Origin of the sequence: Gordonia sp. DT219 (assembly GCF_049847065.1) — a bacterium.
In the GTDB taxonomy this organism is placed as follows: domain Bacteria; phylum Actinomycetota; class Actinomycetes; order Mycobacteriales; family Mycobacteriaceae; genus Gordonia.
In genome coordinates this window covers 329,390-349,438 of the sequence record NZ_JBNCNR010000002.1, presented here as the reverse complement: position 1 = coordinate 349,438, position 20,049 = coordinate 329,390, and the positions used below count along the sequence as shown (strand labels likewise).

Annotated in this window: 20 protein-coding genes; 6 read left to right on the top strand and 14 right to left on the bottom strand. The window is 68.6% G+C overall.

Features of this window, described 5'->3' with window-relative positions:
• Window position 1: 1 nt before the first annotated feature.
• On the bottom strand, window positions 2-757 hold the full coding sequence (locus ACPXB3_RS05030; RefSeq protein WP_425705329.1) for an ArsR/SmtB family transcription factor: 756 nt from the start codon (window positions 755-757) through the stop codon (window positions 2-4).
• Window positions 758-822: 65 nt separating this feature from the next.
• On the opposite strand from ACPXB3_RS05030, the gene ACPXB3_RS05025 reads away from it, so the two are divergent.
• Entirely contained in the window at window positions 823-2,166 is a 1,344-nt protein-coding gene (locus ACPXB3_RS05025) for an MFS transporter (protein WP_425726764.1), read from the top strand.
• 60 nt (window positions 2,167-2,226) lie between these two features.
• Here the strand turns inward: ACPXB3_RS05025 and ACPXB3_RS05020 are convergent, their stop codons facing one another.
• Both ACPXB3_RS05020 and ACPXB3_RS05015 read right to left on the bottom strand, forming a co-directional pair.
• A complete protein-coding gene (locus ACPXB3_RS05020) occupies window positions 2,227-3,072 on the bottom strand; it encodes an RDD family protein (protein ID WP_425726762.1) in 846 nt (281 codons plus the stop codon).
• A gap of 71 nt (window positions 3,073-3,143) precedes the next feature.
• A complete protein-coding gene (locus ACPXB3_RS05015) occupies window positions 3,144-4,583 on the bottom strand; it encodes an MFS transporter (protein ID WP_425726760.1) in 1,440 nt (479 codons plus the stop codon).
• A 103-nt stretch (window positions 4,584-4,686) separates the two neighbouring features.
• Here ACPXB3_RS05015 and ACPXB3_RS05010 point away from each other — a divergent pair, with 103 nt between their 5' ends.
• Window positions 4,687-5,679, top strand: coding sequence for a stage II sporulation protein M (locus ACPXB3_RS05010; protein ID WP_425726758.1), 993 nt, complete (start codon window positions 4,687-4,689; stop codon window positions 5,677-5,679).
• Window positions 5,680-5,710: 31 nt separating this feature from the next.
• Here the strand turns inward: ACPXB3_RS05010 and ACPXB3_RS05005 are convergent, their stop codons facing one another.
• From ACPXB3_RS05005 to ACPXB3_RS04980, 6 genes are all read right to left on the bottom strand, one after another.
• The gene (locus ACPXB3_RS05005; protein ID WP_425726756.1) at window positions 5,711-7,003 is read right to left on the bottom strand and encodes a DUF58 domain-containing protein; all 1,293 of its coding nucleotides are present in this window, start codon (window positions 7,001-7,003) and stop codon (window positions 5,711-5,713) included.
• Entirely contained in the window at window positions 7,003-7,983 is a 981-nt protein-coding gene (locus ACPXB3_RS05000; RefSeq protein ID WP_425726754.1) for an AAA family ATPase, read from the bottom strand. The genes ACPXB3_RS05005 and ACPXB3_RS05000 overlap by 1 nt, the downstream gene beginning before the upstream one ends.
• Window positions 7,984-7,997: 14 nt before the next feature.
• Window positions 7,998-9,284, bottom strand: coding sequence for a DUF4350 domain-containing protein (locus ACPXB3_RS04995; RefSeq protein WP_425726752.1), 1,287 nt, complete (start codon window positions 9,282-9,284; stop codon window positions 7,998-8,000).
• Window positions 9,281-9,946 (bottom strand): DUF4129 domain-containing protein, encoded by a 666-nt coding sequence (locus ACPXB3_RS04990; RefSeq protein ID WP_425726750.1) that lies wholly within the window; start codon window positions 9,944-9,946, stop codon window positions 9,281-9,283. Before ACPXB3_RS04990 ends, ACPXB3_RS04995 begins: the two co-directional genes overlap by 4 nt.
• Window positions 9,931-10,959 carry a glycerophosphoryl diester phosphodiesterase membrane domain-containing protein gene (locus ACPXB3_RS04985; RefSeq protein WP_425726748.1) on the bottom strand — a complete coding sequence of 343 codons (1,029 nt, stop codon included), beginning with the start codon at window positions 10,957-10,959 and terminating at the stop codon, window positions 9,931-9,933. Before ACPXB3_RS04985 ends, ACPXB3_RS04990 begins: the two co-directional genes overlap by 16 nt.
• 110 nt (window positions 10,960-11,069) lie before the next feature.
• Window positions 11,070-11,558: a winged helix-turn-helix transcriptional regulator gene (locus ACPXB3_RS04980; protein WP_425705319.1), complete on the bottom strand. Its 489-nt coding sequence runs from the start codon at window positions 11,556-11,558 to the stop codon at window positions 11,070-11,072.
• Between the two features lie 131 nt (window positions 11,559-11,689).
• Between ACPXB3_RS04980 and ACPXB3_RS04975 the strand changes: the two genes are divergently transcribed.
• On the top strand, window positions 11,690-12,094 hold the full coding sequence (locus ACPXB3_RS04975; RefSeq protein WP_425726746.1) for a nuclear transport factor 2 family protein: 405 nt from the start codon (window positions 11,690-11,692) through the stop codon (window positions 12,092-12,094).
• Between the two features lie 8 nt (window positions 12,095-12,102).
• Here the strand turns inward: ACPXB3_RS04975 and ACPXB3_RS04970 are convergent, their stop codons facing one another.
• Window positions 12,103-12,777: an SDR family oxidoreductase gene (locus ACPXB3_RS04970; protein WP_425705317.1), complete on the bottom strand. Its 675-nt coding sequence runs from the start codon at window positions 12,775-12,777 to the stop codon at window positions 12,103-12,105.
• Between the two features lie 95 nt (window positions 12,778-12,872).
• Between ACPXB3_RS04970 and ggh the strand changes: the two genes are divergently transcribed.
• On the top strand, window positions 12,873-14,213 hold the full coding sequence (ggh, locus tag ACPXB3_RS04965) for a glucosylglycerate hydrolase (RefSeq protein ID WP_425705316.1): 1,341 nt from the start codon (window positions 12,873-12,875) through the stop codon (window positions 14,211-14,213).
• Window positions 14,214-14,342: 129 nt separating this feature from the next.
• Here ggh and ACPXB3_RS04960 read toward each other — a convergent pair whose 3' ends face one another.
• Entirely contained in the window at window positions 14,343-15,206 is an 864-nt protein-coding gene (locus ACPXB3_RS04960) for an SDR family oxidoreductase (RefSeq protein ID WP_425726744.1), read from the bottom strand.
• A 159-nt stretch (window positions 15,207-15,365) separates the two neighbouring features.
• On the opposite strand from ACPXB3_RS04960, the gene ACPXB3_RS04955 reads away from it, so the two are divergent.
• Window positions 15,366-15,761, top strand: coding sequence for a winged helix-turn-helix transcriptional regulator (locus ACPXB3_RS04955; RefSeq protein WP_425705314.1), 396 nt, complete (start codon window positions 15,366-15,368; stop codon window positions 15,759-15,761).
• A gap of 111 nt (window positions 15,762-15,872) precedes the next feature.
• On the opposite strand, the gene ACPXB3_RS04950 is transcribed toward ACPXB3_RS04955, so the two are convergent.
• Both ACPXB3_RS04950 and ACPXB3_RS04945 read right to left on the bottom strand, forming a co-directional pair.
• On the bottom strand, window positions 15,873-17,147 hold the full coding sequence (locus tag ACPXB3_RS04950; RefSeq protein ID WP_425726742.1) for an MFS transporter: 1,275 nt from the start codon (window positions 17,145-17,147) through the stop codon (window positions 15,873-15,875).
• A gap of 2 nt (window positions 17,148-17,149) precedes the next feature.
• Entirely contained in the window at window positions 17,150-17,629 is a 480-nt protein-coding gene (locus ACPXB3_RS04945) for a MarR family winged helix-turn-helix transcriptional regulator (RefSeq protein ID WP_425705312.1), read from the bottom strand.
• A gap of 57 nt (window positions 17,630-17,686) precedes the next feature.
• Between ACPXB3_RS04945 and ACPXB3_RS04940 the strand changes: the two genes are divergently transcribed.
• Window positions 17,687-17,914 (top strand): PLD nuclease N-terminal domain-containing protein, encoded by a 228-nt coding sequence (locus ACPXB3_RS04940; protein ID WP_425726740.1) that lies wholly within the window; start codon window positions 17,687-17,689, stop codon window positions 17,912-17,914.
• Here the strand turns inward: ACPXB3_RS04940 and ACPXB3_RS04935 are convergent.
• On the bottom strand, window positions 17,904-20,000 hold the full coding sequence (locus ACPXB3_RS04935; protein WP_425705310.1) for a PhoX family protein: 2,097 nt from the start codon (window positions 19,998-20,000) through the stop codon (window positions 17,904-17,906). The two genes, ACPXB3_RS04940 and ACPXB3_RS04935, sit on opposite strands and share 11 nt — an antisense overlap.
• Between the last annotated feature and the right edge of the window lie 49 nt (window positions 20,001-20,049).

Here is a 20,049-nt window from a genome sequence, read left to right as displayed (position 1 = left end):
CTCAAGTAGCCGCCGGGACCACAAGCGTGTGCAGGCCCTCGCGGCCGGCCGCGGTGACCCGGATGCTGCGGGGCACCCGGCCACGCCGTATCCAGCCGAGATCGAGCAGCCGGGCCGTGACGGCCGTTCCGAGCGGGCCCCCGAGATGGTGGGCCTGCTCGGTCCAGTCGACGCAGTAGCGCAAGGGCTGCCCGGTGGCCAGCAGCCGAGACGGGATCTGCCACGACGCCAACGCGTCGGCACCCCGTGAGGTGAGCGAGTAGTCGACGGCCCTGCCCGGTGCAGACAATCGGTCGTCGGTACCGGGGTGGTGCAGACCGTCACCGCCGGTGATCCATCCCGCGCCGAGGAACCGTCGGAACAGTTCGGTGCCGGCCTGCCCGGCGAGATGGTGATAGCAGGTACGTGCGGTGCGCAGCGCCGCGGCACGAGTGTGCTCCCGCAGCGAGGTGACGGGAGTCTGCGGGGCCAGGGCGGCGAGAGCGCTCAGGACGCGCTCGACCTCGCCGTTGGCCAACCGGTAATAGCGGTGGCGCCCTTGCTGTTCGACGGTGACGAGCTCATGTGCCAGCAGTACCGACAGATGGTTGCTGACCGTCGACGCCGCGACTCCGGCCTCCTGCGCGAGACGTCCGGCCGGAAGGGCGCGCCCGTCCGCCAGCGCCACCAGCACGCGCACGCGGCGCGGGTCGGCGAAGGCCGATGCGAGCCCGGCGATGTCGGGCTGACCCTGGTGTCGGTCGCATGCGGAAGGCATGTCCCGATGCTACGAGCGAAATGTTTCGACGCCGAGTGAAACATTCACCGGTGATCATCGGATGCATGGCTCTGGATCGTCCACCGTGGTCGCTGGTACTCGCTCTGTGCCTGGGCTACTTCTTGATTCTGCTCGACGTGACGGTCGTCAATGTTGCGCTGCCACAGATCAACTCCGATCTGCGAGCCGGTGCGTCGGGGCTGGCGTGGATCGTGGACGGCTACTCGGTCCCCCTGGCCGCACTGCTGCTCGCCGCGGGTGCGGTGGGGGATCGGCTGGGACATCGGCGCATCGTCGTCCTCGGCATGATCGTGTTCGGGGCGGCCTCGGTGGCATGTGCCCTGGCGCCGACGATGGGGGTGCTCATCGCCGCGCGGGCCGGGCAGGGTGCCGGCGCGGCACTCATGCTGCCGGGCACGCTGGCGATGCTCGTCGAGCGCACGCCGGATGCCGCGGCCCGTACCCGACTCGTGGGCATCTGGGCCGCGATCGGCGGGGCGGCGCTGCCTGCCGGACCGGTGGTCGGCGGCGTGCTGGTCCAAACGCTCGGGTGGCGTGCGGTGTTCTGGCTCGCGGTGCCGTTCATCGTGCTCGCGCTGGTCCCCGTTCTCCGCGCGCCGCGCGGAACCTCGGGGAGCGTCTCAGGCCGGGTCGATGTGGCGGGTGCCGTGCTGCTGGTGGCTGCGCTCGCCGGGGTGGTGAGCGCGATCATCACGGCGCCGGACGACGTCGGTGTCGCCGGTGGGCTCGCGGTGGCGGCGGTGGTGGCGGGCACGGCATTCGTGGTCGTCGAACGCCGCGCGCGGTATCCGCTGATCAGCGTCTCGCGCCAGGCGCGCAGCGTACTGGCACAGGCGTGCGGTGTGGCCGCCCTGATGAACCTCGCGACGCTCGGCGGGCTGTTCCTGCTGACCCAGGTCTTCCAGGATGTGCATCACCGCAGCCCGCTCGTGGCAGGGCTGGCGATGCTCCCGGCAATGGCGCCGCTGCCGCTGCTCGGGGCACCGGCGGGCCGGCTCTCGGCCCGCATCGGTGCCTGGCGCACCAGCAGTCTGGGATTGCTCGTCGGCGCGGTCGGATTCGGTGGGATGGCCATCGGCATCGTCGGCGACGACCTGTGGGTTCTCGTCGTGTCGCTCGCGGTGTGGGGTGCGGGATTGGGCATTCTCACCCCGGCGATCGTCGCCGCGGCGCTGCAGGCCGTCCCCGGCTCTCCCGGCACGGCCTCGGGCGCGAGCAACACCAGCCGCCAGACCGGCGGCGCGCTGGGGGTCGCGATCTTTGCGACCGTCGCCGGCCCCGCCGGTGCGGCACAGTTCGTCTCCCATTCCGCGGGCTTGTTCCTCGGAGCGGGACTTGCTTTCGCCCTCACCGGTGGCTGGTGTCTGGCGCTGCACCGTCGGGTCTGATGTGCACCGTCGGGTCTGATGTGCACCGTCGGGTCTGATGTGCACCGTCGGGCCGAACACTCAGCGCAACAGTCGTTCCCGCAGCCGTTCGTCGCGTGCCAGCCGCTCGCCGTCGCGGGCGCGACGCTGTGCCATCACCGCCGCGAGGATGTCCTCGGCCGGCGCGCCGGCCGGAGGAGCGGGCGCCACATACGGGGCGATCGCGAAGGTCAGCCGCTGCGCCAGCGCGGCGCGGGCGGGCGGGGTGTAGCCGTCTCGTCGAATCAGGAACTGGCGCACCGAGATCGCGACCGGAGCGGGGAGCGGGGCGATGTCGGCGGTGGCGGTCCACGATGCGAGGTGTGGGGGCATCGGTACCGGCTCGGGCAGGGTGAGCGTGAAGCGCTCACGGATGACGTAGGTGCCCGCCACCAGATCGCCGACACGCTTGTTGCGCCGGTTGATGGCCGCGCAGATCATCGCGGGCACGCCGAAGAAGGTGTAGATCTCGACGACCCCGATCATCGCCCGGGTCAGCGCATGCCGGAACCGGATCGGTCCCGCGTCCTCGCGCACGGTTCGAAGCCCCAGCACCCAGTGCCCGACGGTCTTGCCGCGGGTGGTGGTCTCCGACGTCGTCGGCAATGCGGCGAGCGCGAGAACCGACGACAGTGTGACGCACGCGCCGAGCAGGGCGGCATCGACGTTGTGGGCGAGCTTGTAGGACAGGTACAGGAGAAAGATCAGCAGCAGATAACCGAGGACCAGATCGATCAGTCCGGAGACGACCCGCAGCCCGAACGACGCCGCCGGCAGATCCAGTGCCACCGCCTCGCCCGATACCTGGTCGTCACGTCCGACGCCGACGGTGGCGCTCGCACCCTGTCCCCAGGCCACCGGCGGGCCACCCACCTGCTGCGGATACATGCGCCACACTCTAGCGGCGCGCGGCCGGGCCCGGCCGCGTCATGTCATTCACGGGTCGGCGGACCGCGAGCTCAGGTGGTGTGTGAGGACGAGCTCAGCGGCGCCGCCAGTTTCTCGAGGCCCCTGCCCTCGGCCGCGACACCCAGGACCAACTCGGTGAGCCCGCCGACGACCATCACCGCCGCGCCGATCACGAATGCCAGCGCGGTCTGTCCCGAGTCACCGTTGCCGGTCAGCTCGGCGAAGACCAGCGGTCCCGCGATGCCGCCGGCCGCGGTGCCGATCGCGTAGAAGAACGCGATGGCCATCGCGCGCGTCTCCATCGGGAAGATCTCGCTCACGGTCAGATATGCCGAACTCGCACCGCAGGACGCGACGAAGAGGACCACCGTCCAGCATGCGGTCAGGGTCAGCGCGGTCAGATTTCCGCCGGCCATCAGCCAGGCGGTGACCGCCAGCAGCACCCCGGAACCGAGATATGAGCCGGAGATCATCGGTTTGCGGCCGACGGTGTCGAAGAACCGGCCGAGCAGGAGAGGTCCGAAGAAGCTGCCCAGACACATCACGGCGTAGTAGTAGCCGGTGTGATCGGATGCGACGCCGTACATCTTGTTGAGGATCACCGCGAAGTTGAAGGTCACGGCGTTGTACAGGAACGCCTGGCCGATGAACAGTGCGAGCCCGAGTGTGCTGCGGCGCGGGTACTTTCGGGCCATCACCGAGGCGATCTCGCCGAATCCGGTGGACTGTCGTTGCGTCACCTCGATCGTGTCGTCGACCTCGGACAGGTGTGTGCCGGTGTCGCGCTCCACCGTTTTCTCGACGTCGGCGACCAGTCGCTCCGCATCGGCGTCGCGGCCGTGGATGAACATCCAGCGGGGACTCTCGGGGACGTGGCGTCGTACCACCAGGACGAGGAGGCCGAAGATCACGCCGATGCCGAACATCAGCCGCCAGCCGAGGTTTGCCGGCAGGAGCGCGGTGTTCAGTGCGGCCACCGAGAGCAGCGCGCCGCCGGAGGCGCCGAGCCAGTAGGTGCCGTTGATGATCAGATCGATGCGGCCGCGGTACTTGCTGGGGATCAACTCGTCGATCGCGGAGTTGATCGCGGCGTACTCGCCACCGATACCCATTCCGGTGAAGAACCGGCAGAGGATGAACCACCACACCGAGAAGGAGAATGCGGTCAGTCCGGTGGCGACCAGGTACAGGACCAGCGTGATGATGAACAGCTTCTTGCGTCCGAAACGATCGGTGAGCCAACCGAAGAACAGGGCACCGCCGCAGGCACCCGCCACATACATCGCGGCCGCGAGGCCCGACACCTGCGACGTGGAGATGGGCAGACCGCTGCCGGCCTCCGACAGCCGGGAGGCGACGCTGCCGACCACGGTGACCTCGAACCCGTCGATGATCCACACCGACCCAAGGCCGACGACGATCATCCAATGCCAGCGCGACCACGGAAGCCGATCGAGGCGAGCCGGGATCTGGGTGCGCACGGTGGCCATGAGGGTGTGCGTTACCCGCGGTGAGCCCCGGTAAACCTGCGTCGGCGGATCCGGATGGATGACACCACCGCGTCCGCCCGGGCGGCGCCGATAGGCTGTCGGAGTGGATCTCGATGCCTACGTGAGCGTGAAGCGGCCGACGTGGGAACGGCTCGATGCGCTCACCCGGCGCCGCCGGCTCTCCGGTGCCGAGGCCGACGAGCTCATCGACACCTATCAGCGAGTGGCCACCCATCTGTCGGTGATCCGGTCCACGGCGCCCGATGCCTCACTCGTCGGATACCTTTCGTCGCTGTTGGCCAAGGCGCGCACGCGCGCCGCCGGCACCACGGAGAGCCGCTGGTCGATCGTGGGGCGCTACTTCGGGAGGACGTTCCCGGCTGCGTTGTACGCAACGCGCTGGTGGTGGCTGAGTGCGCTGATCGTGTCCTTTGTCGGGATGGCGGCGATGACGTGGTGGTTCCTCGACCACCCCAGCACCGAAACTGCTTTCGGGAGTCCGGCCGACATCCAGAAACTCGTCGACAACGACTTCGCGAACTACTACTCCGAGAACGCCGCGACCTCCTTTGCGCTGCGGGTATGGACCAACAACTTCTGGCTGGCCGCAACATGTATCGCCTTCGGAGTCTTCGGTTTTCCGGTGATCTGGGTGCTGTGGGGCAATATCACCAATGTCGCGGTGACGGCGTCGATCATGATTCGCCACGGCCGCGCCGACGTGTTCTTCGGGCTGATCACCCCGCACGGGTTGCTGGAGATGACGTGTCTGTTCGTCTCCGCCGGAGTGGGTCTGCGCGTCTTCTGGTCGTGGGTGGTCCCGGGCGGTAAGTCGCGGATGCAGTCACTGGCGGAGCAGGGCCGCACGGCGATCGGCATCGCCCTGGGATTGGTTGTGCTGCTGCTGATCACCGGCCTCATCGAGGCGTTCGTGACCCCCTCGGGACTACCCACCTTTGCCCGGGTCGGGATCGGCGTGTTCGTCTGGGTCGGCTTCTTCGGCTACGTCTTCACCCTCGGGCGCTGGGCCTACAACGACGGCGAGCGCGGAGACGTCGCCACCGATGACCGGGACTTCGTCGCCCCGACCGCGTGAGACGGCTGCCGGAGACGACCGGATGAGGCGATCAGAGCAAGCCGCGTGATTTGAGCAGCAGGTAGTGATCGGCGAGCGCGGCAGGCAACTGCTCCGGGTCGGCATCGACGACGTCCACGCCGAGTCGCGACACCGCCGATTCGGTCCGCTGCCGTAGCGCGATCGTCCGGGCCGCGGCGGCGGCACCGTAGATGGCGGCGGCATCCTCACGGCGCTCGGTCATCTCCAGCAGTTGCGGGTCGCGCACCGACCCGATTATCACCTTGTGTCGTTGTGCCAGTACGGACAACGGTGCCAGCATCGACTCCTCGACGGACGCCGGTTCGAGCGGCGTCAACAGGACCACGAGCGCCCGTTGCCGGGTGAGTGTGCCGATCTCGGCCGCCAGCAGCGGCCAATCGGCCTCGAGCAGAGCAGGTTCGAGCGGGACCATCGCGGTGACGAGAGCGCCGAGGAGGGTGCTGCGTGGCGCGCCGACGACCCGGCGATGAATCATGCGGTCGCCCGCGATCAGGTCGATGCGGTCGCCGGCGTGCGCAGCGAGTGCCGCCAGCAGCAGTGCCGCGTCCATCGCGGCATCGAGGCGGGGCTCGTCACCGACCCGGCCCGCCGACGTGCGCGAGGTGTCCAGGACGACGATGATGTGGCGATCCTTCTCCGGTTGCCAGGTGCGCACCACCGTCGACCGGCGCCGCGCGGTTGCGCGCCAGTCGATGCTGCGGACGTCGTCGCCCTCGACATAGTCACGCAGCGAGTCGAATTCGGTACCCTGCCCGCGGATCCGGACCGCCGAACGGCCGTCGAGCTGCCGCAGCCGAGCCAGCCGGGACGGCAGCAGCTTGCGCGAATGAAACGGTGGCAGAGCGCGAATGGAGCCGGGCACCACAAAGCCCGATTGCCGCCCGGCCAGCCCGAGCAGGCCGCGCCGGCGCACCGTCACCCGGTGTGCCGGCCGATCGCCGCGGCGGGTGGGTAGCAGGGACGTCGAGACCGACTGCCGTTCACCCGGTGGCAGGGACACGTCGTGGATGTTGCCGGATGCGCCGGCCGATGGCTGCCAGCCGTCCTTGAGTTGTGCGCGGAAGCGGCGGCCGGTCGGGTTGTGCACCACCAGGACCGAGTTGCCCGGCTCGCCGAGACGTACCGGCGCCGACGGAAGTCGGTAGAGCCGTAGCACTCTCGTCGATCCGGCGGCGATCAGGTCGATGCCCATCAGCACGACACATGCCAGCACCCACAGCAGCACCACCCAATACCGCGGGTATCCGATCACGGGGATCGCCCCCGCCACGACGAGGAGAAAAAACCGGCCGGTGAGAAACATCAGCGCGGCACAGGTACCGACGCGATCGCGGCATCGAGTACCGCAGCGACCGACACACCCTCGAGCTCTGCCTCCGGGCGAAGTGAAAGCCGATGTGCGAGAGTCGATTGCGCGAGGGCCTTGACGTCGTCGGGGGTGACGAAGTCACGGCCGGCCAACCAGGCCCACGCCCGGCTGGTCGACAACAGGGCGGTCGCACCACGGGGGCTGACGCCCAGCGCCAACGACGGCGACATCCGGGTGGCACGCGCGATGTCGACGATGTATGCCACCACCTGCGGGGCGACGGCGACGTGGCGGATCGCGTCGGCGGCCGCGATGATGTCGGCGGCACTCGCCACCGGTCGCAATCCGGCCGCTGCCAACTCCTGCGGATCGAACCCGGCCGCATGGCGCGCCAGCACGGTGATCTCGTCGTTGCGCGGCGGCACCGGCAGGGTCACCTTCAGCAGGAATCGATCGAGCTGCGCCTCCGGAAGTGGGTAGGTGCCCTCGTACTCGACGGGGTTCTGGGTGGCGGCCACCAGAAACGGGTCGGGCAGTGGCCGCGGCACCCCGTCGACCGAGACCTGATGTTCTTCCATCGCCTCGAGCAACGACGCCTGCGTCTTCGGTGGGGTGCGGTTGATCTCGTCGGCCAGAAGAAGATTGGTGAAAACCGGACCACCCCGAAAGGTGAACTCGGAGGTCGCATTGTCGAAGATCAGCGAGCCGGTCACATCGCCGGGCATGAGGTCGGGGGTGAACTGCACGCGTTTGGTGTCCACCGCCAGGGCTGCGGCCACCGACCGCACCAACAACGTCTTCGCCACGCCCGGAACACCTTCGAGCAGGATGTGCCCACGGCAGAGCAAGGCGATCAGGATGCCGGCGACGGCCGGGTCCTGGCCGACGACGGCCTTGGCCACCTCGCTGCGGACTGCGCCGAGCGCGGCACGCAGATCGGCGACCGGCTTCTCCGGCACTGGTTTCTGGGGCATCGGCTTCTCGGGATTCATGGTGCGCGGCGAACTTCCTTGTCGAGGGTGGTCAGGGCGTCGGTGAAGCGGACGAGATCGTCGTCGGTGCGCGGCAACGGTCCGTCGAGCAGGGCCATCAGCGCGGTCCGGTCGCGCCCGGTGGCTGTCGCGATTGCCGAGATGACCGTGGCGAGTACCGGATCCGGGGTCGACGGGTGCCCGTCGTCGAGAGCCGCCAGGGCGCGACCGGGGTCATACGGCACACCGAGGTAGGCGGCCAGCCGCGCAATGGTGCGTACGCGCAGCACCGCGGCCGCACGATCGGCGGCGGCGCGGCGATACATGCGTCCGCGGGATTGCGTTGTCTCGATGGCCTTCACGACCGCGGGCAGTGGCTCGGTCGACAGCGGTCCCACCCGTCGGCCACGCCACACCACGAGCGCGAGCACCGCAAAGAATGCGAGCAGGAACATCGGGCCCACGGCCCGAGGGAACACCGACTGTTCGGTGCCCTGGTGCGAGGCCGGCTCATCGATCCGGTCACCGGGTAGGGGGACGTACCAGAGGACATGGTCGGAGGTGGCGATGGTGCGCACGCTGACGCCGGCGTTGTCGTACCGGCCGAGGTTCTTGTTGAGGGTCATCGTGCCGGTCATCGCGACGACCGGCGGCCCCGCGGGCGTGGGTGCGCTGATCACCATGTCGTAGCCGCCGTCGTGCCCGCGGCCGAAGCAGCCGGTGGTCGACGGGTCCACGTCCGTCTCGCGCAGCAGGCGCAACGATGGATCGGCGGAGACGACGTCACCGGGAGAGACACCGGGCACCGCACATTCGGCTGTACTCGTCGGCGTGGGAGTGTTGTTGTAGGACACCGTGATCCCGGGCGCCAACACCGACAGCGCCGACTGCGACGGGTCGATCGCCACGACTCGATGCGCGTCACGAATCCGGTCGCCGACGACGCCGGCCACCGGGGCGGACATGCTTGCTGCGCCGCTGATCACCACGGTCGTGTCGGCACCGGGCCGCTCGGTGGCGCGCAGCGCGTCGAGTCCGCGCACCGTCGCCACGTCCACCCCGTGGCCGGTGAGGATCGATGCCAGCGCGCTGGTGCCGGCCTCGCCGTGGTCGGCCGGGTCGAGGGGGGCGGAGCTCGTGGGATGGGCGTTGTTCGCCGCGGATGCGATGGTCAACAGCAGCAGGATCACCACGACCGCGACGACGACTCCGCCGATCACCCACCAGATCCAGCGTCGCGGCCGGCGGGGCGGTGTGCCGTGCGGCGGTGCGCTCGAGGTGCGCACAGCGCTCGTGGTGCTCATCGCGGCACCGCGTAGGCCGTGGCCGCGTCGCCGACGGTGCCGGACGGGCGCGCGGACTTCAGGTCGGCGTCGAGCGTCAGGACCGACCGCGCTTGTTCGGCGGTCGCGGTCGCGTGGCCGTACACGACCCGGTCGAAGAGGCCGGCGGCTTCGGTCAGGCTGATGGCGAATTCCCCGAACGCCGGCTGCAGCCGGACGGCGACCTCATGTGCGGTCAGTGACGGCGTGTCGTCGAGGAGCGATCGTTCGATGCTGCGGCGGGTGAGTGCGCGCATCGCCTCCCGGATACAGCCGGCGTTGTCGCCGGCGGCCAACAACTCCTCGGCGCGTGCGCGATGGGCGGCCGCCGACGTCGGATCGTCGGTCAGTACCCGGTGGTGTCCGTCGGTGACGGCGCTACGCGGGGTGCGCCGCACGAACCGGAGCGCGTAGATGATCAATGCCACCAGCAGCACGACGACGACGATCGCGATGATCCCCGGGATGGTCTTGCCGATGCCTGCCACGTCGGCGAACCGTTGGTAGATCCAGCTTCCGATGTCGTCGCTCAGCCGGTCGAGGGCGCTCGGCTGGGGGCTGGTCCACGCGTCACGGGCCCAGTCGCGCGCTTGGCCGTTGTCGGGTGACAGCCCGTCGGCGAGGACCGTCAGCGAGACACCCATGGTGGCCCCTCTCTGTCGGCCACGAGCTGTGTCAGCGCAATGTCCAAGCCTTCCTTGCGGATTCGCGAGTCGGTGTGCACCACCGACGAGGCCACCGCGAACATCGGCGCCAGGATGACCGTGACGAGCACCGCGGTGACGAGGCCGACGACGTCACCGGCGGTGCTCCCGACGACGTCGGTGATCAGACCCACGAGCCCCGAGAGCACGGTGTCGACGACGGTCGCGAGGATGCCCAGGATGACGAACACGGTGAAGTAACGGGCGAACAGGCCGCGGGTCAACGTAAACGACCGGGCGATGGCGGCCGGCGGCGAGAGGTTGTCGATCGTGACCGCCGGCATGGCCACCGACAGGCGGACGGCCAGCCACACCACCGGAATGATCAGGAGTACCGACGCCACGGCCACCGCGAGCAGGACGTCGAGATCGGGAGAGCCGATGCCGACGAGCAGCAGCGCGATGGCCGGTGCCGCGACGAGGACGAGGCCGACCGCCAGCAGCAGCACGGTACCGATGAGCCGACCGACGAACGGACGCCCGAACCGCCACGATTCGCGCAGGCCGGCACGCACACCGATCACGTCACGGGCAACGGGATAGGCCACGACGCCGGCGAGGAGCCAGCCGGCCACCGACCCGGCGTCGGTGGCGACACCGGACGCCGACGTGAGGGCCGCACGCGGATTCGGGAGACCGTCCCCGCCGATGACTCCCACCGCGACACCGATCACGAGATCGATGACGAGAGCCACGATGACCGTGGCCACGGTGACGACGGCCGACATCCCGAAGTAGACGCGCGGATTGCCGAAGACCGCGGCGAACGTCGCGCCGACGATGTCGCCGGGGCCGAGCGGACGCAACGGGATCACTCCCGGCTTGTGGGCGGGCACCGGTGGCGGCCACGGTGGCGGTACCGCCGACCGGTCGGGTCCCCGGCTCGATCGCGGGTCGCCGGTGGCCGAACCCCATTCCGGTTCCGGGAAGCCGTGTCCCGGGGACTCGGTCATGGTGGCTCCTCGGCAGGACGGTCGGCGCGCCGGCGTGGTCGCCGGGACATTCGAGCGCGAACCTATCAAACCGGCGATGTCCGCTGCCCTGTGGACGCCGGCCCGATCGGCTATCTGGATGACGGGCGGGGCGTGCGTTTGCGCGCGTACGATACGGCGATGTCGTCGCCGGTGAGGAGATCGCCCGATGCCGATCGCACCTCGACCCGGACCGGTGATCCGTCCTCGGCCCGCAGGCGCAGCGGAGCGCCGTCGGATTGCAGATGCCGGTCACCCCACTGCATGAGTCCGAGCACCACCGGCAGAAGTTCACGGCCCGCATCGGTCAACTGGTATTCGTACCTCGCGCGCTGACCCGGTTCGCGGTAGGGGACCTTGACGAAGATCCCGGCATCGGTGAGCTCACGCAGGCGCGCGGAGGCCACCGCCTCGGAAATGCCCACCCGGCGCACGAATTCGTCGAAACGGGTGGCGCCGTAGAACGCCTCGCGCAGGATCAGTAACGCCGAACGGGTGCCGACGACGCCGACGGCCTTGTCGATCGAGCATTCGGTGGCACGCCAACTGTCACGGTCGGACAACGTTCCGGTCAGCTTCACGTCCCCATCCTACGTGGCTTGGATCGACCGAAGTCAGCTGACGGAGATCCCGGCGTGAGCCCCTATGTCGAGGCCGCCCCTGCTATCGTCAAACGAGAACACGTTCTAATTCTGAGCAGAGGGGAAACTCGATGACTGTCGAGCAGGACAATGCCGCCGGAGCCGATCTCGCGGACCGGATCACCGCGGTCGTCGATGCCTACATCGACTTGCTGACCAACGGGACCGCCGAGCAGATCGCCGATCTCTACGCCTCCGACGCCACGGTCGAGGACCCGATCGGCACCGACGTCCGCAACACCCGCGAGCAGCTCGTCGAGTTCTACTCCGTCATCACCAACATGGACGAGCGCACCGCCACGCTGAAGTGGAAGAAGGTGGCCGGCGACACCGCGGTCTTCGAGTTCACCCTCGTCACCGGCACCTCCGGGATGCGCTTCGAGATCACCCCGGTCGACGTCATGGTCTTCGACGAGGCGGGCAAGGTCTCCTCGATGCGAGCGGTCTGGCAGGCGAGCGACCTCGTACAGCTCTGACGACGCCGCTAACGTCCGGTCGGCCGCAGCACGATCTCGGTCGGATGGGCGTCGGCCGGCGTGCCGACGGCATGGACGACGGCCGCCGCGACGGTGTCCGGTCGCAGGAACGCGTCCGGGTCGTAGTCCTTGCCCTCGATCGCGATCAGATCCCGTTGCATGTCGGTGTCGATGCGGCCCGGGAACACCGAGGTCACCCGCAGGTCCGGTTCTTCGGCGCGTAGGGCGTCGGCCAACGCTCGTAGCCCGAATTTGCTTGCGGCATAAGGAGCCCACCGCGGATTCGCGCGCTTTCCTGCACCCGAATTGATGAAGACGACGTGACCGCCGGCCGAGCGTAGCGCAGGCAACAGCACTCGCGTGAGCTCGGCGGCGGAGATCAGGTTCACCTCGAGCATCTGTCGCCACTCCTCGACGGACGTCTGCGCGACCGGTGACAGGGTGCTCCCGGCACCTGCGCTGTGGACGAGCACGTCGAGCGACGAGATCGATGCCGCCGCGGCCGCGACCGCCTCGTGATCGGTCAGATCGACGGCAAAGGTGGCCGCACGCAGTTCGCCGGCCAGGGCGTCGAGTCCGGCCGACGGGCGCCCCCCGATCAGGAGATCGTGGGTGGGGGCGAGTCGGCGGGCGATGGCTGCGCCGAGGCCGCGGCTCGCCCCGGTGATCAGTGCGGTGGGCATGACCCAAGCGTAGAGACCGCCCGGCCCGGCGCCGTCGTGCCGTGCCCGCCGGCACTCGTCGGGCAACCCATGCCGCCGCGGGGCAGAATCGCCGCATGGCGCGCAATGGATTCACGCCGACGCAGCTCGCGGCCCGTGCCGCCTACCTGCTGCGCGGCAACGACCTCGGCACGATGACCAGTGCCGCACCCAGGCTCTATCCGCACATGTGGAGCTGGGATGCGGCATTCGTCACCGTGGGGCTGGCGCCGTTGTCGGTGGAGCGAGCCGTCATCGAGATGGACACGTTGCTCTCGGCGCAATGGTCCAACGGGATGATCCCGCACATCGTGTTCGCCAACGGCCGCGACGGGTACTTTCCCGGTCCGCGCCGCTGGGAATGCGCTCGACTGGCAGAGTGCGCCCCCGACTACCCCGACACCTCCGGCATCACGCAGCCGCCGGTGCATGCGATCGCCGTGCAGCGCATCCTCGACCATTCCCGCCGCCACGGGCGCACCACCCGGTCGATGGCCAACGAGTTCATCGACCGCCGCTGGGGAGCGTTGGTGCGCTGGCATCGGTGGCTGGCGCACGCCCGCGACCCGGACGGGCACGGCCGCATCACCATCTACCACGGGTGGGAGTCGGGCATGGACAACTCGCCGCGCTGGGACAAGCCATACGCCGGCGTCATCCCGGGCGATGATCTGCCGCCCTATCAGCGCGCCGATCTCCACCATGTCTCCGATCTGTCGATGCGGCCCAGCGACCTCGAGTACGACCGCTACATCTGGCTGGTCGAGGAGATGAAACGCGCCGGCTACGACGACGCGCTGCTCCCGAAGGTGATGAGCTTCGAGGTCGAGGACGTCTTCGTCAGCGCCATCTTTGCGCTCGCCTGCGACGTGCTCGCGACGATCGGTGAGGATTACTCCAAACCGCGCTCCGACGTCCGCGATCTGCGCGCGTGGGCCGACCGATTCCGAACCGGCGTCGCGGCGGCATCCAACGAACGTAACGGCGCGGCAAGGGATTTCGACCTGCGGGCCAACAAGTGGATCACCACCGAGACGATCGCGCAGTTCGCCCCGCTGCTGTGCGGTGGCCTGTCCCGCGATCAGGAGCGGGCTCTGCTGCGCCTGTTCGACGGTCCGCGGTTCTGCGGTCATCCCGACCTGCGGTACGCGGTGCCGCCCTCGACGTCGCCGATCTCGCAGGACTTCCGCCCGCGCGAGTACTGGCGCGGCCCGGTCTGGCCGGTGATGACGTGGCTGTTCAGCTGGGCCTTCGCCCGCCGCGGCTGGCCCGAGCGTTCGGCGCGCCTGCGTGATGAAGGCCTGCGGCAGGCGACCGACGGCGCCTTTGCCGAGTACTACGAGCCCTTCACCGGCGAACCACTCGGCAGCATGCAGCAGAGCTGGACGGCGGCGTCGGTGCTGGATTGGCTGGACTGAGGCAATTGTGAATCGCCGATCACCATCAGCGCTCCGAGCAACCCGGCGAGTCCAGGAATTCGACCTCGGTGATAAAGGGCGTCGGTGATGCAGTGCGCCGGTGATGCAGTGCGCCGGTGATGCAGCGCGTCAGCGGGATAGGGCGACTGGGAGTGCCACGGCCAGGGTCACCGGCGGGCGGCCGATCAGGCGATGCAGGTCGCCGGAGTCGGTGAACATCTCGCCGCGGCTCATGGCCCGGTCGGCATCGGCGAGGACCTCCGCCAGCTCGCCGGGCAGGCCTGCGGCGGTCAGGACCTGAGCGAGTTCGGACACCGGCAGGTCGGCATAGGTGACCTGCTGTCCGGCCGCGGCGGAGATCGCGCCGGAGAGCTCGGTCAGGGTAAACGATTCGTCGCCCCCGAGCTCGTACACGGCACCGATGTGACCTTCGGTGGTGAGGACCACCGCTGCGGCCTCGGCGTAGTCGGCGCGGGTCGCGCCGCTGATCCGTCCCTCGCCTGCGGCGCCGACGACGACGCCGTTGCCCAGGATCTGCGGCAGATGCGCGGTGTAATTCTCCAGGTACCAGCTGTTGCGCAGCATCACGCTGGGGATTCCGCGGTCCCGGAGATATTTCTCGGTCTCACGGTGTGTGTTCCCGAGGACGCTGCCGGCCGTGTCCGCGTGCGTCGTGCTCGTGTACACCACCAGCGACACGCCCGCCGACGCCGCGGCGTCGATCACGCGCCGGTGGTTGGCGACCCGCTCGCCCACGGGAACCGAAGCCGAGATCAGTAGCAGCTCGTCCGCCCCCTCGAATGCCTCGGCCAAGCTGTCGGGATCGGCGAAGTCGGCGCGGCGCACCGTGATACCGCGGTCGGCCAGGTCCTTGATCCTGGTGATGTCCCGGCCGGTGGCGATGATGTCCCCGGCCGGGATTCCGCGGCGCAACAGGGCCTCGACGGTGAGCCTGCCCAGCTGGCCGGTGGCTCCGGTGACGACGATCGACATGATGATCCCTTCTCCAGTTCGTTCCGCAACGTGCCTCGCACGCGTGCCGCGGCCGGTCCGCGGGGCGGATGAACCCACCATGAGCTGAACACTCTCTGTTGGGAAGTAGCCACTCGTTGGTAGGGTACTTACCGAAGCGAAAGGATGGAGGTGAGGCGGGTGACTGCTATCGAGAACGTGACCGAGCGCATACCGTCATTCGATCCGTACGAGCGCGGGTGCCCGTCGCGGGACCTGCTCGACCAGATCGGCAGCAAGTGGGCAGTCCTCGTGCTGGGCGAACTCGGCCGAAACGGGATCTCCCGGTTCGGCCGGCTCCGGCAGGCGCTGGCGGGCGTGAGCGAGAAGATGCTCACCCAGACGCTGCGAACCCTCGAACGCGATGGACTGGTCAGTCGGACCGTCTACCCCGAGGTGCCGCCACATGTGGAGTACGAGCTGACCGCGCTCGGCCAGACGTTGCGAGAACCGCTGAGGGCGCTCACGGAGTGGTCCGTGCTGCACATCGAAGAGGTCATCACCGCGCGCGAAAGGTACGACGGGCGCACCCGGTGACAGCGGGCGCAGCGACACGAAGCGCGCCACCCGGCTGCATGCAACCGGGTGGCGCGTCCCCCGACATCCGTGTGGTCCCAGTGGTTCTCAGAACTCTGTGTTCATCTGGGCTCAGTACTCTTCGGCACCCACCAGCACGGCTTCTTCTTCGACGTCGTGTTCCTCCGCGGAGCGGATCTTGACGAAGCTCACCGCGATGACCGCGACGACGCAGTAGCCGGCGGCGAACCACCAGGGGGCGGCGGTCGACGAGAACCACTCGGCGAGGTGGGCGACGAGCACCGCAGCCACGGCGGCACCGGCCCAGCGCAGGAACGAGTATCCCGCACTCGAGACCGACCGAGGTGTGTGGCCGTCGCCGGAACCCATTGCGAGGCCGGTGAACAGCGTGTTGAGCACGCCCGAGGGGATACCGGAGAGGACGACGGCCAGGCCGATCAGCCACACCTGTCCCTCGAAGGTCCCGACGCCGGCCAATGCCATCACGATCGCGTAGCCGGCAATCGCAGTCATCACACCTCCGCGCTGCCCGATCCACCCGGCCAGGCGCGGCGCGATGAAGACGCCGGCCAGCGCGGTGAGCAGGCCCCATCCGAAGAAGATCAGGCCGGCCCAGATCGGCTTGAGCCCCATCGCGATCGGCGCCCAGGCGATGACGGTGAACAGCGCGCCGGTGTAGAACGCCGAACCGATCGACGTGATCAACAGAGTGCGGTCACGCAACGCCTTCAGGGGGTCGACGATCCGCACCGGCTGTCGGTCGGTGCGCGGTCCGTCGGCAGGCAGCATCACCGCACAGAGGATCGCACCGATCAGCATGAGGATGGCGGTACCGGCGAAGGGTGCACGCCAGGTCCAGGAGCCGAGCACGGCTCCCAGTAGCGGCCCGACGGCGAGACCGACGCCGAGCGCGGCCTCATACAGCATGATGGCGCCGTGCTGGCCACCCTTGGCGGAGCTGACGATGAACGCCAGCGCGGTGGCGATGAACAGCGCGTTGCCCAGGCCCCAGATCACGCGGTAGGCGATCAGCTGGTCGATGCCACTGGCGAAGGCGGAGATGCCCGCTGCGATGACGATGAGCGAAAGCCCAACTGTCAGTGTGCGTTTCGGTCCAAATCGGTAGGCCGTCCAGCCGGTGATCAGCATGGCGACGCACTGCACGCCGACGTATACGCCGAACAACAGGGTCAGCTTGTCCGGCGGCGCGTGGAGCGCCTCGGCGATGCTGTTGAGAATCGGATCGACGAGCCCGATGCCCATGAATGCGATGACCGCGGCGAAGGCGGTCACCCATACGGTCCGTGGTTGCTGGGCGAAGGTGCGCAGCAGGGACTGCTGCTGCTCGTGTGCACCGTCATGTGCGGTGGTCGTTGGTGTGCTCATTTCTACCTCGTGGATGGTTGGCGTGGTGTGGTCGGCTGCCGGCCCTCGAGCACCTCCTGCAGTGCTTTCAGGGCCGGTGCGGCGGCGGCCAGCGCGGCGCGGTCGTCGTCGGCGAGTTCGGCGATGGCATGGGCCAAAACGTCATCGCGTTGCGTGCTGACCCGTTGCAACACCGAGCGGCCGTGGTCGGTCAGCGAGACCAGCACCGCGCGGCGATCGGAGGGATCGGGGTCGCGGCGGGCCAGTCCGTTGCGGATGAGTCCGTCGACGAGGCTGGTGGCGGTGGGCATGCGGATCGACTCGCGGGCGGCGAAGTCACCCATGCGCATCGCACCGTGATCCAGCAGGGTCGCCAGGCCGGACGCCTGGGCTGCCGAGTATTCGGGGATCGGTGTGTGACGCCGCAGGATCAGGTACAGGCGGGTCACCGCCGGGCGGATGGCCCGGGCGATGTCGGTGGAGTCCTCTACTGGTGCGCTCACAGTTAGTCAGTCTAATACTTAGAGCTACGAAGTAAAAGGGCCGATAGTGTGACACACGTGACTCGACGTAAGAAGAAGTTCTCCGAACTGTCGAAGCGCTCCCGCGTGGTGATACGGATCGGCGCCGCCGGCCAGCTCGTCGTGCAGGCGGCGGCGTTGTGGGATCTGTCGCGCCGCCCGGCCGATCAGGTCCGGGGCGCCAAGAAGGCGTGGGTCGTCGCGTCCTTCGTGAACTACCTCGGGCCGATCGCCTATTTCGTGTGGGGCCGCGACGTCAGGCGTTGACGCCGATCGACCCACCGCCGTCGCGCCACACCGCGACGACCGCAGGGCGCGGCTGCGACGAGCCGCCGTCGGGCCAGTGCGACATCGGGTTGTCGGCGGAGTGATCGTCGTCCTCACCGGGGTGCTGGACGCAGACCACGACACGTTCGGCGTCGACGATGGGTCCACAGGTCTCACCGCCCTTGGGCACGGTGAGGAATTGCTTGGTCTCGCCCCGCCGGGCGCCGTCGAGGGCCACCGAGAACAGGCCGTCGTTGCTGTCGAGCGCATTGCCGTCGGTGGAGATCCACAGATTGCCATGCGGATCGAAGGCCACGTTGTCGGGGCAGGAGATCGGGCTGACCTTGGTCTTGTCGAAGCCCGCATAGTAGGTGTCGGCCTCGGCCGGATCGCCACACACCAGCAGCAGGTCCCAATGGAACTCGGTACCGGCGTGGTCGTCGTCGATCTCGATGATCTGACCGTTCTTGTTCTCGTTGCGCGGGTTGGCGGTGTCGGCGGCCGCCTTGCCCTCGGTCCCGCGCTTGGTGTTGTTGGTCAGCGCGCAGTAGACCTTGCCGGTCTGCGGGTGCGGCTCGATGTCCTCGGGACGATCCATCTTGGTGGCGCCCGCCTTGTCGGCGGCGGCCCGGGTGAACACCGAGACCTGCTCGGGTGTCATGCCGTCGACATGTGAATGCGCAGTGCCGTTTTCGTCGACGGTCAGCAGCGGGTGCCAGCGACCGGAGCCGGTGAAGCCGCCGCTCGCCGGGAGACTACCGCTGCCGTCGATCTGCTCGGGGTGATCCCCGGTGAAGCTCGCCACGTACAGCGTGCCTTCGTCGAGGATGCGCAGGTTGGCCTCGCGTGCTTGCCTCGACCGAGGCGGGGTGACCTTGCGGCTGGAGACGAACTTGTAGATGTACTCGAAGCGTTCGTCGTCGCCGCTGTAGGCGACGACGGTCCCCGCCGCCGAACCGCCTTGGACCACGTGGATGGTCGCCGACTCGTGTTTGAGCCGCCCGAGTGCACTGTGCTTGATCGGCGTCGACGTCGGGTCGGTCGGGTCGACCTCGACGACATATCCGAACCGGTTGGCCTCGTTGGGTTCTCGCGCAAGATCGAAGCGCGGATCAAAGCGTCCCCATTGGTGGTAGTCGGCGTCGTCGGCAAAGGAGTACCGCTCGAGATTGCCGGTGACCGCGGCGTCGGTGACGCGGCTCGCGTTGCCGAAGTAGTTGTTGAAGTTCTCCTCACCCGAGAGCATCGTGCCCCACGGCGTGATGCCACCGGAGCAGTTGCCGATCGTGCCGAGCACGGTGGTCCCGGCCGGGTCGGCGGTGGTTCGCACGTACGCACTGCCGGCCGCCGGCCCGGTCAGCCGGAACGGGGTGGCGGCGGTGATCCTTCGATTACGCTCGCCCACAACGGGACTCAGTGCACCCGAACGTGGCACCGCGGCGACCTCGACGACGGTGATGCCGTGCGCGGCCATCGAGATCCGCGCCTGTTGTTCGGTCGGCTCCTTGGTGCGGTACCCGCGGAACATGAATTCCTCGGTGGTGTATTCCTGATTGACCACGAGATAGTGGTGGTCGGGGACCCCGTCGATCGGGATCAGGCCGGCGAAGTCGTTGTTGAAGCCGAACTGCCCGGCCTGCGCCTCGGGCGTCTGATTGTCGAAGTCGAACGCGGGAGCCCCGGGCAGCACCGGATCACCCCAGCGGATGACGACCTGCTGCCGGTAGCCATCCGGTATCACCACCGCGTCGGTGGTATTCGGTGCCACCGGACTGAAATCCATACCGGCACGCGGTGATTCGGATGCGGCGGTGGAAGTGTCGTCACCGCACGCGGTGAGCAACGATGCGGCACCGATGCCGCCCGCTGCCACCGCCGTCGACTTGAGGAAGCCGCGACGGGACAGCCCGGCGCGCACGACATCCCGGAAGTAGACGTTGTCGCTGGTGTTCCCCGGCTCCTGCCGGCACGCGTCGCCGCACTTGTAGCGGCAGGTGATGCGTGCGCGGGCGGAGCGCCCCAGCCGATCGTTGCACGAGTGAGCCGACCGCTCGCCAGTTGTGAACAGCTGCAAAGGAATACGCACGAAATAGCCTCCCGACGGCAGTGCTGGACAAGGAATCTCCGCAGGGCTG

Bases quoted from the DNA above. Each gene is read 5' to 3' on its own strand.
- ACPXB3_RS05015 (WP_425726760.1), bottom strand. From the start codon at position 4,583: ATGGCCACCGTGCGCACCCAGATCCCGGCTCGCCTCGATCGGCTTCCG.
- ACPXB3_RS05030 (WP_425705329.1), bottom strand. From the start codon at position 757: ATGCCTTCCGCATGCGACCGACACCAGGGTCAGCCCGACATCGCCGGG.
- ACPXB3_RS05000 (WP_425726754.1), bottom strand. From the start codon at position 7,983: ATGCCCCAGAAACCAGTGCCGGAGAAGCCGGTCGCCGATCTGCGTGCC.
- ACPXB3_RS04985 (WP_425726748.1), bottom strand. From the start codon at position 10,959: ATGACCGAGTCCCCGGGACACGGCTTCCCGGAACCGGAATGGGGTTCG.
- ACPXB3_RS04950 (WP_425726742.1), bottom strand. From the start codon at position 17,147: ATGAGCACACCAACGACCACCGCACATGACGGTGCACACGAGCAGCAG.
- ACPXB3_RS04970 (WP_425705317.1), bottom strand. From the start codon at position 12,777: ATGCCCACCGCACTGATCACCGGGGCGAGCCGCGGCCTCGGCGCAGCC.
- ggh (WP_425705316.1), top strand. From the start codon at position 12,873: ATGGCGCGCAATGGATTCACGCCGACGCAGCTCGCGGCCCGTGCCGCC.
- ACPXB3_RS04960 (WP_425726744.1), bottom strand. From the start codon at position 15,206: ATGTCGATCGTCGTCACCGGAGCCACCGGCCAGCTGGGCAGGCTCACC.
- ACPXB3_RS05005 (WP_425726756.1), bottom strand. From the start codon at position 7,003: ATGTTTCTCACCGGCCGGTTTTTTCTCCTCGTCGTGGCGGGGGCGATC.
- ACPXB3_RS05020 (WP_425726762.1), bottom strand. From the start codon at position 3,072: ATGTATCCGCAGCAGGTGGGTGGCCCGCCGGTGGCCTGGGGACAGGGT.
- ACPXB3_RS04995 (WP_425726752.1), bottom strand. From the start codon at position 9,284: ATGAGCACCACGAGCGCTGTGCGCACCTCGAGCGCACCGCCGCACGGC.
- ACPXB3_RS05025 (WP_425726764.1), top strand. From the start codon at position 823: ATGGCTCTGGATCGTCCACCGTGGTCGCTGGTACTCGCTCTGTGCCTG.
- ACPXB3_RS04975 (WP_425726746.1), top strand. From the start codon at position 11,690: ATGACTGTCGAGCAGGACAATGCCGCCGGAGCCGATCTCGCGGACCGG.
- ACPXB3_RS04990 (WP_425726750.1), bottom strand. From the start codon at position 9,946: ATGGGTGTCTCGCTGACGGTCCTCGCCGACGGGCTGTCACCCGACAAC.